The organism is Chromobacterium sp. CCUG 30098 (assembly GCF_059916605.1).
On the sequence record NZ_JAUCGS010000001.1, the window covers coordinates 63,627 to 76,119 of the forward strand.

Here is a 12,493-nt window from a genome sequence, read left to right on the forward strand (position 1 = left end):
GGACGCGGCGAAAACCTCCCCGCCCGATGGCGGCAGCCATCTTGAGGGAACGGTTTCCAAGCGTCCGAAAGGGCAGGCGCAAGCCTGTCTGGCGCCGGCGGCCTTTATGCAAGACCCGCCGGCTTGACGCGGGGCATTACCGTGTCCTGCTGATCTACATTGGAGAAAAAGTCGTGATGAAAACCCAAACTGCGATGGTTCGCGTACTGGTGCTGTCCGCTCTCGCCCTGGCTTACGGTTCCGCCCACGCCGCCGAGCGCGTCAACCTGGAAGCGCTGGCCAAATCCAGCAAACTCGTCGACGGCGCCAGCGTGTTCAGCGCCGCCGGCATCAACCAGGGCGAACTGAAAGCGCAGCGCAGCGCCCAGTTCCCCAACGGCAAAGTCGTCACCCGCTACCAGCAGTTCTATCAGGGCGTGCCGGTGTGGGGCGAGGCCGTGGTGGAGGAAAAACAGTTCGCCAAAGGCTCGTCCACCGCCGCGGCCAGCAAGCTGTCCGGCTACTATGTGCGCGGCATCGGCTCCGACCTGGCTTCGGTCAAGCCGGCGCTCAGCGCCTCCCAGGTGCTGGCCAGCGCCAAGGCGCTGAAGGCCAACGGCTACGAAACCCGCAATGAGAAGACGGAACTGGTGGTCCGTCTGGACAACAACACCGCCCAGCTGGTTTACCTGGTGTCCTTCCTGGTGGAAGGCGGCAAGGAGCCCAGCCGCCCGCACCTCATCATCGACGCCAACAGCGGCCAGGTGCTGAAGCAGTGGGAAGGCCTGAACCACGCCGAAGCCAACGGCCCCGGCGGCAACGCCAAGACCGGCAAATACCTGTACGGCACCAACTACGGCCCGCTGATCGTCACCAGCGATTGCAAGATGGACAGCGGCAACGTGGCCACCATCAACCTGAACGGCGGCACCAGCGGCACCACCCCGTACAAGTTCGCTTGCCCCACCAACACCTACAAGCAGATCAACGGCGCCTACTCGCCGCTGAACGACGCCCACTACTTCGGCAACGTGGTGTTCAATCTGTACAAGGACTGGTTCAACCTGCGTCCGATCAACCAGAAGCTGCTGATGAAGGTGCATTACAGCCGCAACTATGAAAACGCGTTCTGGGACGGCAGCGCGATGACCTTCGGCGACGGCGCCACCCGCTTCTATCCGCTGGTGTCGCTGGACGTGTCCGCTCACGAAGTCAGCCACGGCTTCACCGAGCAGAACTCCGGCCTGGTCTACAGCGGCCAGTCCGGCGGCATCAACGAAGCGTTCTCCGACATGGCCGGCGAAGCCGCCGAGTACTACATGAAGGGCAAGAACGACTTCCTGGTGGGCGCGGAAATCTTCAAGCAGACCGGCGCGCTGCGCTACTTCGCCGATCCGACCAAGGACGGCCGCTCCATCGGCCACGCCAAGGACTACACCAGCGGCCTGGACGTCCACTACTCCAGCGGCGTGTACAACAAGGCCTTCTACCTGATCGCCACCAGCGCCGGCTGGAACACCCGCAAGGCCTTTGAAGTGTTCGTGGACGCCAACCGCCTGTACTGGACCTCCAACGCCACTTACAACAGCGCCGCTTGCGGCGTTGAAAAAGCGGCCGAAGCGCGCGGCTACAGCAAGGCCGACGTGACCAAGGCCTTCACCGCCGTGGGCGTGGCTTGCGGCAGCTGATGACCGCCTGACGGCGCGGCCATGACGGCCCGCGCCGTTTCTCCCATCCGCCGGCCATGGCCCGTCCATGGCCGGCATCGCTCAGGAATTCCGGAATGCTCACTCTCAAACCGAGTCTCGTCGCGCTCTTGGCCGCCACCAGCCTGGCCGGCGCCGCCCAGGCCGCCCCGGTGTGGATTTCCATCGGCGACGACGCCTACCAGCTATTGCAACAGGTCAGCCCGAAAAGCCGCAGTCAGGAAAGCCGCCAGCTGGCGGTGAGCGCGCTGCCGGCCGGCGTGTCCGCCAAGGGCGTGGCCACCGAGAAAGTCCACCTGGTGCAAGTGGACGACAGCGTGCTGCCGCAATTGTCGGACGCCATCCACCACAGCCTGCGCCATTGCGGCGGCTTCATCGTGCACAAGGATCTGCAGGACGCGCGCACCGCGCTGAAGGCCCCGGTGGCCAGCGCGCTGCTGCCCAGCTACCAGATCAACGACCAGGCTGCCGTCAACAAGCTGTTGCCGCAGCTGCAGGACAGCAACATCCTCGGCACCATCCAGTCCCTGTCCAACTACCAGAACCGCTTCTACACCACCAGCCACGGCGTCAACGCCTCCAACTGGATCGCCAGCCAATGGCGGCAGCTGGCCGCCGGCCGCGGCGACGTGAGCGTGGAGCAGTTCGCCCACAGCGCCTGGCCGCAGAAATCGGTGATCCTCACCATCAAGGGCAAGGACAACGCCGCCGAAACCCTGGTGCTGGGCGGGCATCTGGACTCCACCGTGGGCAACGGCACCGGCGAAACCAGCCGCGCGCCGGGCGCCGACGACGACGCCTCCGGCATCGCCAGCCTGACCGAGGTGATCCGCGTGCTGATGGCCAACAACTACCAGCCGCGCCGCACCATCAAGTTCATGGCCTACGCGGCGGAAGAAGTGGGCCTGCGCGGCTCCTCCGACATCGCCAACCGCTACAAGCAGCAGAAGGTCAACGTGGTGGGCGCCTTGCAGATGGACATGACCAACTACCAGGGCAGCGCGGAGGACATCTTCCTGTTCACCGACTACACCAACGCGTCGCAGAACACCTTCCTCGCCAACCTGGCCAAGGTCTATCTGCCCAATCTGAAAGTGGGCTACAGCTCGTGCGGCTACGCGTGCTCGGACCACGCCTCCTGGCACAAGAACGGCTACCCGGCGTCCTTCCCGTTCGAGTCCGCCTTCAACCAGTCCAACCCCAATATCCACACCGTGCGCGACACCCTCGCCAGCGCCGGCAACCAGGCTCGCCACGCGCTGAAGTTCTCGCAACTGGCGCTGGCCTACGCGGTGGAATTGGGCAGCGACGGCCCGGCGGTCAAGCGCTGACCCCAAGCGCAGTCCAATGCGCCCACCCCCTCCCGGGGGTGGGTTTTTCATTGTGGGCCATGCCGCGAGCGCTCAGAACGTGTTTACGATCTCGCGAGCTAAGGCGAGACAAGGCGAAAACGGTTGAAGAAGCGGAATGTACAGGTGGTACATGAGCATTCTGAAAGCGTTTTCAACGCCCTTGTCTAACTATTCCGCCGACGCGCAGCAGATCGTAAACAGGTTCTCAGACGCCGGCCTCTCGCCGCATGTCCACATGCGGAATGCCGCCGTCGTCGTAAGCCTCGGACACCGCGCAGAAGCCGAAACTTTCGTACAAGGCCTGCGCGTCGGTCTGCGCCGACAACATGACGGCCGCCTGCGGAAAATGCGCGCGGCACTGCGCCACCGCCTGCGCCAGCAGCGCCTTGCCCAGGCCCTGGCCGCGCGCCTCCGGCGCCACCACCACCCGGCCTATCGCCGCCGCGTCCGGATATTTCTCCCCCGGCGCGATCAGGCGCGCGTAAGCCAGCAGCCGGCCGCCGTCGTCGTGGCCGGACAGGTGCAGACAGTGCAGGTCCACGCCGTCCACGTCGCCGTAAATCGACTGCTGCTCCACCACGAACACCCGGTCGCGCAACTGCAAGGCCCGATACAGCGCCAGCGGCGTAAAACCATCGAAACGGTGGCAGTGCCACGCAACTCGGTTTGCCATAGTAGAATTCCCCTGAACTGATTCATTATCATCGGCCGGCTTAGCGGCGCGCCCGGGCCAAGCTTACGACAAGGCGTGTTTGCCAGCTATAACCGTGAGGACAGGCTTTGCCGTGGCGCAAACGCCGGCCGATGAACGCTAACCGATTCAACTCCTGCCTTGCCCATATGAACGATAACGATCTGTTTGCCGAGATTACGCCGGACGGCGCCGCCGCCCTGACCCCGCCGCCGCCCACTCCGCCCACTCCGCCCGCGGCAGACGCCGACGACGGCGAGTGGATTCCGCTGGACCTTTATGCCGAGCGCGCCTACCTGGAATACGCGATGAGCGTGGTCAAGGGCCGCGCGTTGCCGGAAGTGGCCGACGGCCAGAAACCCGTGCAGCGCCGCATCCTGTACGCGATGCGCGACATGGGCCTGGCCCACGGCGCCAAGCCGGTGAAATCCGCGCGCGTAGTTGGCGAGATCCTGGGTAAATATCACCCGCACGGCGACAGCTCCGCCTACGAGGCGCTGGTGCGCATGGCGCAGGACTTCACGCTGCGCTACCCCTTGATCGACGGCCAGGGCAACTTCGGCAGCCGCGACGGCGACGGCGCGGCGGCGATGCGTTACACCGAGGCGCGGCTGACGCCGATCGCCGATCTGCTGCTGTCGGAAATCGACATGGGCACCGTGGACTTCGTGCCCAATTACGACGGCGCCTTCGAAGAGCCGCGCTTGCTGCCGGCGCGCCTGCCCATGGTGCTGCTCAACGGCGCCTCCGGCATCGCCGTGGGGCTCGCCACCGAAATCCCGCCGCACAATCTGACCGAAGTGGCCCAAGCCTGCGTCGCGCTGCTGGACGATCCGGAACTGGACACCGCGGCGCTGATGCAATACGTGCCCGGCCCGGACTTCCCCGGCGGCGGCCAGATCATCACCCCGGCCGAAGACATCCTCGCCGCCTATGAGAGCGGCCGCGGCAGCGTGCGCGTGCGCGCCAAGTGGGAAGTGGAAAAACTGGCGCGCGGCCAGTGGCGCGTGATCGTGTCCGAACTGCCGCCCGGCTCCAGCGCGCAGAAAGTGCTGGCGGAGATCGAAGAAGCCACCAATCCCAAGGTCAAGACCGGCAAGAAGGCGCTGACCCAGGACCAGCAAAACCTGAAGAGCCTGATGTTGTCGCTGCTGGACCGCGTGCGCGACGAATCCGACAGCGAGTGCCCGGTGCGCCTGGTGTTCGAACCCAAATCCAGCCGCCAGGACCCGGACGAGTTCATCAACACCTTGCTGGCGCAGACCAGCCTGGAAGGCAACGCCTCGATGAACCTGGTGATGATAGGCCTGGACGGCCGGCCGGGTCAGAAAGGCCTCAAGCCCATCCTCAGCGAATGGCTGGACTTCCGCCGCACCACCGTCACCCGCCGCCTGCAGCACCGGCTGGCCCAGGTGGAAAAGCGCATCCACATCCTGGAAGGGCGGATGATCGCCTTCATCCACATCGATGAAGTGATACGCGTGATACGCGAATCCGACGAGCCCAAGCCGGACCTGATCAAGGCCTTCGGCCTGACCGAGATCCAGGCCGAGGACATCCTGGAAATCCGCCTGCGCCAACTGGCGCGGCTGGAAGGCTTCAAGCTGGAGAAAGAGCTGTCCGACCTGCGCGAGGAGCGCGAAGGCCTGCGCCACGTGCTGGACACCCCGGACGCGCTGCGCACCATGATGCGCGAGGAAATCCAGGCCGACGCCGCCAAATACGGCGACAAGCGCCGCAGCGAGATCAAGACCGCCGAGCGCGCGGTGCTGACCCAGACCATAGCCGACGAGCCGGTCACCATCATCCTGTCGCAAAAGGGTTGGATCCGCGCCCGCGTCGGCCACAACGTAGACCTCGCCGCGCTGGCCTTCAAGGACGGCGACGCGCTGCACACCGTGGTGGAAACCCGCACCGTGTGGTCGGTGATCGTGCTGGACTCCAAGGGCCGCGCCTACACCGTGGATCCGGCCGACGTGCCCACCGGCCGCGGCGACGGCGTGCCGGTGGCCTCGCTGGTGGACCTGCAGGACGGCGCCAAGCCGGCGCAGATGCTGTCCGGCAAGGACGAAGCCCGCTTCGTCGTCGCCGGTTCCGGCGGTTACGGCTTCATCGCCAAGCTGGGCGACATGGCCGGCCGGGTCAAGGCCGGCAAGGCCTTCCTGACGCTGAACCCGGAAGAAAGCGTGCTGACCCCGGCGCCGCTGCCGGCGGCCGGCATAGTCGAAGCCACCCAGTTGGTGGCCGCCGCCGACAACGGCCGGCTGCTGGCCTTCCCGGCCGCCGAGCTCAAGGAGCTGGCCAAGGGCCGCGGCCTGATGCTGATGGCGCTGGACAACGGCGAAGCCCTCACCGCCGTCGGCCTCGTCAACGGCGACAAGGCGCTGCTGTCCACGCTGTCGGTGCGCGGCAAGGCCTCCGATGAAAAACTGGCGCTGGCGGAGTTCGCCGGCAAGCGCGGCAAGAAGGGCAAGCTGATGCCCAAGAAATGGAGCGTCGGCGCCATCAGCGAGCTGCCGACGACATGAACCGGGACCGCCCGCCCACGCCGTTGACCCCGCGCAGCGGGCTGGTCTTCATCAACAGCTTCCGGGCGGCGCTGCTGCTGGTGCTGCTGGCGATGTCGCTGTTCGCCAACCGCGAAGGCGAATCGCTGGTGGCCGGCGGCAAGGCCTTCTATCTGTGGAGCGGCGTCTACGCCGCGCTGATCGGCGCCTGGTTCCTGCTGCGCAACGGCCGGCTGGCCCACACCCTGCAACTGACACTGGCCATCGCCGCCGACATCGCGATGATCGTGCTGCTGATGGGCATCAACGACGGCGTGCGCAGCGGCTACGGCATCCTGCTCCTGCCCTATCTGGCGGTGGCCGGCCTGCTGTCCTCCGGCCGCTACGCGCTGTTCTACGCCTCCATCGCCACGCTGATCCTGCTGTCCTTCGTCGGCGTCGAGCAATACCTGGGCATAGGCCGCGGTTCCGACTTCTACTACTCCGCGCTGCTGGCCACCGCCGGCTTCATCACCTCCATCGTCACCTGGAAGCTGGGCCGGGTGGCGCGCGACTCCGAGGCCTTGGCCACCCGCCGCGGCGGCGAAATCGCCAACCTCAACCGCCTGAACGAACTGGTGTTGCAAAGCCAGCGCGACGCGGTGGTGGTGCTGGACCCGTCCGGCCTGCTGCGCCAGTTCAACAACCAGGCGGCGCGCTACTTCGGCGCCATGCGCCGCGGCCACGTCGTCCCGGAACTGCTGCCGCTGGTGGAGCGCTGGCGGCACAACGGCTGCCCACCCAATCCCAGCTTCATAGACCGCAATATCCGCGGCCGCCAATTGGTGGGCCGCATGGTGCCGGTGCTGATGGGCGACGACCACGCGCTCTTGCTGTTCATGCGCGATATGGCCGACATGGCGGAAGAGGGCAAACGCGTGAAGCTGGCGGCGCTGGGACGGCTCACCGCCAATATCGCCCATGAAATCCGCAACCCGCTGTCGGCGATCAACCACGCGGCGGATCTGCTGGCCGAAGACGAAACCGATCCCGCGCGCCAGCGGCTGATCCGCATCGTGCAAGGCAATAGCAAGCGCATCAACCACATGGTGCAGGAAGTGCTGGCCTTGAACCGCCGCGATCGGATCAAGCCCGAGCCCATCCGGCTGCAGCCTTTTCTGGACGAACTGCTGGACCACTTCGGCGTGGTGGAGGCCGCCGCCGCCGGCGCGATCTGCTGCGTCTACCAGGCGCAGGCCGCCGCGGTCCAGTTCGACCGCGGTCATTTCGGCCAGATTCTCAATAATCTGCTGGCCAACGCCTGGCGCTACTCCAGCAAACAGCCGGGCGCGGTGCGCATCGAAGTGGGCGAAGTGGAAAACCACCTGACCATCAAGGTCATGGACGATGGGCCGGGCATGAGCGAAGATGCCCAGGCCCGCTTGTTCGAACCCTTTTTCACCACGGAAAGCGCCGGCACCGGACTGGGCCTGTACATTGCGCGCGAGCTGGCGGAAGCCAACGACGCGCGGCTGGACTACTGCCCGCCCGGCGGCGTGTTCCGTCTGATCTGTCACAAGGCTTATGGCTAAATCCTCCCTGCGCGTGCTGGTGATCGACGACGAACCGGACATCCGCGAACTGCTGGAACTGACCCTGATCAAGATGGGGCTGGACGTGGCCACCGCCGCCAGCGTCGGCGCCGCCAAACTCAGCCTGAACAGCCAGCCCTTCGACCTGGCGCTGACCGATATGCGCCTGCCGGACGGCGAGGGCATCGAGGTGGTGCGCCATATCGCCGAGCAGGGGCTGGACGTGCCCATCGCGGTGATCACCGCCTACGGCAACACCGACAACGCGGTGCTGGCGATGAAGGCCGGCGCCTTCGACTACCTGCAAAAACCGGTCAGCCTGGCGCAATTGCGCAGCCTGGTGAAGTCCGTGCTGCGCGTGGACAACGGCAAGCCCGGCGCTGCGGTGCGGCTGGACGGCGAATCCCCGGCGATCCAGGAAGCCTTGCGCCTGGTCGGCAAGCTGGCGCGCAGCCAGGCCGCGGTCTACCTCAGCGGCGAGTCCGGCACCGGCAAGGAACAGGCGGCGCGGATGATACACGAGCACAGCGCGCGCGCCGAACGGCCGTTCATTCCGGTCAACTGCGGCGCCATCCCGGAAACGCTGATGGAAAGCGAATTCTTCGGCTACCGCAAAGGCGCGTTCACCGGCGCCGACAACGACCGCGACGGCTTCTTTCAGCAAGCCAACGGCGGCACGCTGTTTCTGGACGAAGTGGCCGATCTGCCGCTGGCGATGCAGGTCAAGCTGCTGCGCGCGATTCAGGAAAAGAAAGTGCGCCGCCTCGGCAACGCCCAGGAAGAAGCGGTGGACGTGCGCATCATCTGCGCCACCCACAAAGACCTGGCGGCGCGGGTGGACGCCGGCAGCTTCCGCCAGGACCTGTATTACCGGCTGAACGTGCTGCCGCTGCGCATGCCGCCGCTGCGCGAACTGCGCGAGGATCTGCCGCGCTACATCGCCGGCCTGCTGGAACGCTTTTCCCCCGATGAAAAACCGCGGCTGGCGCCGACGGCGCTTAAGGCCTTGCTGGAATACAATTACCCGGGCAATTTCCGCGAACTGGAAAACATCCTGGAGCGCGCGGTGGCGCTGGCCAACGACGCCCGCATCGAATTGCCGGACCTGCAACTGCTGCCAGGCGATCACGGCGGCCACGGCGACGGCGAAGCGCCGACATGCGCCGACGGCGAGGCGCTGCAGGACTTTCTGGACCGGGTGGAGCGCGAGGCCATACTCAAGGCGCTGGAAAGCACCCGCTTCAACCGCACCCAGGCCGCCAAGCAGCTGGGCGTGACCTTCCGCTCTATGCGTTATCGGATGGAAAGGCTGGGCATCAAATAAGAAGGGTTTTCAACACGGCATCGCCGACGCGCAGCAGGCTCTGCGCTAAGCACGTTGTGGATAAGCACGGCATTGCGCCAAATCCTGTGGATAAGCCATATTCTCGCTTTTTGCCGGCCCCTTGCCGGAAAGCCGGGAAGCCCGGCCGCGCAATCGCTACAATGCGGCAGCCGCGGCCCGCGTCCGCGCATCAGACAAGACCGGACCCGGACCAGCGGCTATAAATAATCTATTCGGCGGCACCGCCCAAGCGCGCGCGCCATTGCAAGACATCGATATCCGCTACCGCCCCATGGCTTTCTCGCCGCTCCACCTCGCCCGCCGCGCCTTGCCGGCCCTGCTGTTCGGCGCGCTCAGCGCCCCGATAGCCGCGCTGCCGTCAATCCGGGTGGCGCTGGGCGAAACCAAGCAGCCCTATATCGACGCAGAGCGCGCCAAAGGCGTGGAATACGATATCGTCCGCCAGGCCCTGATCCAGGCCGGCTATCAGCCCCAGATCCGCTTCGGCCCCAATCTGCGCGCGCACAACTGGCTGGCCAACGGCCAGGTGGACGCCGCCATCGCCAATAGCGGCGGCCATGTTTCCGAGCCCTACATCGTCTACCAGAACATGGCGATCACGCTGTGCAAACGCCGCATCCGCCTGCGCCGGCTGGACGACCTGGCCCGTTTCCGGGTGGCCGCCTTCCAGGGCGCCCACCTCTACCTGGGCCCCGACTTCGCCGCGCTGGCGCCGCAGATTACGTCCTACCGGGAAGAATCGCCGCAGGTCACCCTCAACCGCCTGCTGTACAGCGAGCGCGCCGACGTGGCGATTTCCGACGTCAACATCTTCCAGCAGTTGAGCCACGAGCTGCGCCGGGAAATCGACGTCGGCGCCAAGCTCTGCCCGTACGCGCTGTTCACCCCCACCCATTACCGGCTGACCTTCCGCGACGTCCGCGACCGCGACCGCTTCAACCAGGGCCTGCGCCGCTTCGCCGCCGCCGGCGGCTACGAGAAGCTGGCCGAACGCTACCAGCTGCCCACCCAGCGCGGACGCCCCTGGTTCAAGCCCTGAGAACCCGTTCAAAGTCTGCCGCGCTTCGGCGATACGGCGTTGAACAGACTCTGAGCGCGCCTTGCCGCGCCCGGCTGGCCTAAGGGTGGGTGTCTGCTCTGGATCAATAACCTTCGCCGCCGCGCGGTGTTAGCATGGTTTGGCAGTATCTGATCGCTGACGGCCGCAGTTTTTGCCCTTAGGCTTCGCCCGGGTCCGCGTCGTCAGCCGCTCCATGTATCCACCCGCCCAAGGAGTCGCCCATGTTTCCCGAATACCGCGAACTGATCAGCAAGCTGAAAACCGAAGACGAGCACTTCACCCGCCTGTTCAACAAACACAACGACCTGGACCAGAAGATCAAGAATATGGAAGCGCGCATCGAGCCTTCCGTCGACTTCGAAATCGAAACCCTGAAAAAGGAAAAACTGCGGCTGAAGGATGAGTTGTACATCATCCTGAGAAAGGCCGCCGGCTAAATCCGGCGTCTGCGCGCAAGAACAAAGCCCGCCGACAGGCGGGCTTTTGCATGATGCGCGCCGGGCTTCAGACCGTGGGCGCGTCCTTCTCCAGCTCCGCCAGAATCGCGCCAGGCTCCTGGGTCACTTCCAGAACCTTGCGGATGCGGTTGAACGCCACGCAGGCGTCGGCCGGATACTTGCCGAACGGCGTCAGCCCGCCATGGCTCCAGCCCGCCGCGGCCAGCACGTCCTTGCGGAACTGCGAGCCATCGGCGCTGCCGCCGGCGATCTGCTGCAAGGCCCGGTCGATCAGAATATGCGGAAACGGGTTGCGGGACAGCGTGGTGAAATGCTCTGGGCGAACTTCGTCGAACTGCATGGCGCACTCCTGATGCGTGAACATGATTCATCTAAGTCCAAACCAGGGCAATTCGCCAGCAGACTGTGAAGACTCACACGCCGCCGCCGCGAACGGCGGCGGCGCGGCCAGGCTCAGCGCCTATTCAAAACGCGCGCGGCCTTGAACCGGCGCTAGCGGTTCACCAGCAATTTGGGGTTGGAATTGCCCCACACCGTGTACAGGTCGGCCAGCAAGGCGCCGTTGATGTCCTCCAGCTCGGCGGCGCCGATTTCGCCCTTGCCCTGCTTGCCGAACAACACCACCTCGTCGCCGATCTTGGCGCCCGGAATCTCGGTCACGTCCACCATCAGCGTATTCATCGACACCTTGCCCACCACCGGCGCGCGCTGGCCGTTGATCAGCACATGCGCCTTATTGGTGAAGGCGCGGCGATAGCCGTCGGAATAGCCGACCGGGATATTGGCCAGCAAGGACTCGCGCTTCAGGGTGTAAGTGCGGTCGTAGCCGACGGTGTTGCCGGCCGGATAGCGGTTCACCGCCGCCACGCGCGATTTGAAGGCCATCACGCGCAGATATTCGGTATGGCTGGGCACGGTGTCGCCGAAGATGGCGCCGCCCGGACGCACCATGTCCAGCCGCGCTTCCGGCACTTCCAGCGTGGCGAAGCTGTTGGCGCAGTGCAGGGTGATCTTGCTGCGGTCCAGGCCGCCCGCCTTGATCAGCCAGGCGCTTTCCTGCTTGAAGGCCACCAGGCCTTTTTCCACGTCGGCCTTATCCTCCACCGGGAAGTGGGTCATGATGCCCACCACTTGCAGATTGGGCAGCTTGAGCATGGCCAGCGCGTCGCGGCGGCCTTGCTTGCTGGCCAGTTCCACGCCGTTGCGGCTGATGCCGGCGGAGTTGATGGCCAGATGGATTTGCAGCGTCTTGCCCTGGCGCTTGGCCAGCGCGGACGCCTGGCGCGCCAGTTCCAGATTGCCCACCAGCTCTTGCATATCGTATTGCAGGCCGTCCGCTATCTCTTCCTGCGTGGCGCTGCGCACGCGCGCCACCACGCCCTTATAGCCGCTGGCGCGGGCCACGCGGGCCTCTTCATTGCTGGCGATGCCCACGCAGGGAATGCCCTGGGCGATGATGGACGGCATCACGTTGGCGATGCCGTGGCCGTAGGCGTCGGCCTTCAAGATGGCGCACACCTTGGTGTCGGCGCCCACCAGGCGCTTGAGTTCGGCCAGATTGTGATCCAGCGCCGCCTTGTCGATTTCCAGCCAGGCGTTGCCGCGCGCGGCTTCCGCGGTGGAGCCGCTGTTGGCCGCGGTCAGCGGCGGCGCCGCCATGGTCAGCGCGGGCGCCAGGGCCAGGCCCAGCGACAAGGCCAGCAGTGTTTTCTTGAATTGCATAAATCGTCCCCCGAGTGTGAATGCCGCTTGCCGACAAGGCCGTTCCGGCATCCGGGAGATGATAGGAGGCAGATATATTCATGTCGATATGAATATTCACTG

At 65.5% G+C, this 12,493-nt stretch carries 10 protein-coding genes; 7 read left to right on the forward strand and 3 right to left on the reverse strand.

The features are described from left to right. Positions 1-176: 176 nt before the first annotated feature. Together QUG03_RS00265 and QUG03_RS00270 are read left to right on the forward strand one after the other, a co-directional pair. Entirely contained in the window at positions 177-1,667 is a 1,491-nt protein-coding gene (locus QUG03_RS00265) for a M4 family metallopeptidase (RefSeq protein WP_107801376.1), read from the forward strand. Positions 1,668-1,762: 95 nt separating this feature from the next. Then, positions 1,763-3,016: a M28 family metallopeptidase gene (locus tag QUG03_RS00270; RefSeq protein WP_500819122.1), complete on the forward strand. Its 1,254-nt coding sequence runs from the start codon at positions 1,763-1,765 to the stop codon at positions 3,014-3,016. Between the two features lie 226 nt (positions 3,017-3,242). Here QUG03_RS00270 and QUG03_RS00275 read toward each other — a convergent pair whose 3' ends face one another. Further along, on the reverse strand, positions 3,243-3,710 hold the full coding sequence (locus QUG03_RS00275) for a GNAT family N-acetyltransferase (RefSeq protein WP_500819123.1): 468 nt from the start codon (positions 3,708-3,710) through the stop codon (positions 3,243-3,245). A gap of 167 nt (positions 3,711-3,877) precedes the next feature. Here QUG03_RS00275 and parC point away from each other — a divergent pair, with 167 nt between their 5' ends. The 5 genes from parC to QUG03_RS00300 all read left to right on the forward strand — a co-directional run bounded on the left by parC (position 3,878) and on the right by QUG03_RS00300 (position 10,648). Continuing rightward, positions 3,878-6,256, forward strand: coding sequence for a DNA topoisomerase IV subunit A (parC, locus tag QUG03_RS00280; RefSeq protein ID WP_500819124.1), 2,379 nt, complete (start codon positions 3,878-3,880; stop codon positions 6,254-6,256). Continuing rightward, positions 6,253-7,806, forward strand: a complete 1,554-nt coding sequence (locus QUG03_RS00285; RefSeq protein WP_107801372.1) for a sensor histidine kinase — start codon at positions 6,253-6,255, stop codon at positions 7,804-7,806. Before parC ends, QUG03_RS00285 begins: the two co-directional genes overlap by 4 nt. Next, positions 7,799-9,130, forward strand: a complete 1,332-nt coding sequence (locus QUG03_RS00290; protein WP_500819125.1) for a sigma-54-dependent transcriptional regulator — start codon at positions 7,799-7,801, stop codon at positions 9,128-9,130. The genes QUG03_RS00285 and QUG03_RS00290 overlap by 8 nt, the downstream gene beginning before the upstream one ends. A gap of 262 nt (positions 9,131-9,392) precedes the next feature. Next, positions 9,393-10,190 (forward strand): transporter substrate-binding domain-containing protein, encoded by a 798-nt coding sequence (locus tag QUG03_RS00295; RefSeq protein ID WP_227105940.1) that lies wholly within the window; start codon positions 9,393-9,395, stop codon positions 10,188-10,190. A 242-nt stretch (positions 10,191-10,432) separates the two neighbouring features. Beyond that, entirely contained in the window at positions 10,433-10,648 is a 216-nt protein-coding gene (locus QUG03_RS00300) for an HP1242/YdcH family protein (RefSeq protein WP_107801369.1), read from the forward strand. A 67-nt stretch (positions 10,649-10,715) separates the two neighbouring features. Here the strand turns inward: QUG03_RS00300 and QUG03_RS00305 are convergent, their stop codons facing one another. Both QUG03_RS00305 and alr read right to left on the reverse strand, forming a co-directional pair. After that, positions 10,716-11,009: a hypothetical protein gene (locus QUG03_RS00305; RefSeq protein ID WP_107802085.1), complete on the reverse strand. Its 294-nt coding sequence runs from the start codon at positions 11,007-11,009 to the stop codon at positions 10,716-10,718. 152 nt (positions 11,010-11,161) lie between these two features. Beyond that, positions 11,162-12,391: an alanine racemase gene (alr, locus tag QUG03_RS00310; protein ID WP_500819126.1), complete on the reverse strand. Its 1,230-nt coding sequence runs from the start codon at positions 12,389-12,391 to the stop codon at positions 11,162-11,164. Positions 12,392-12,493: the final 102 nt, after the last annotated feature.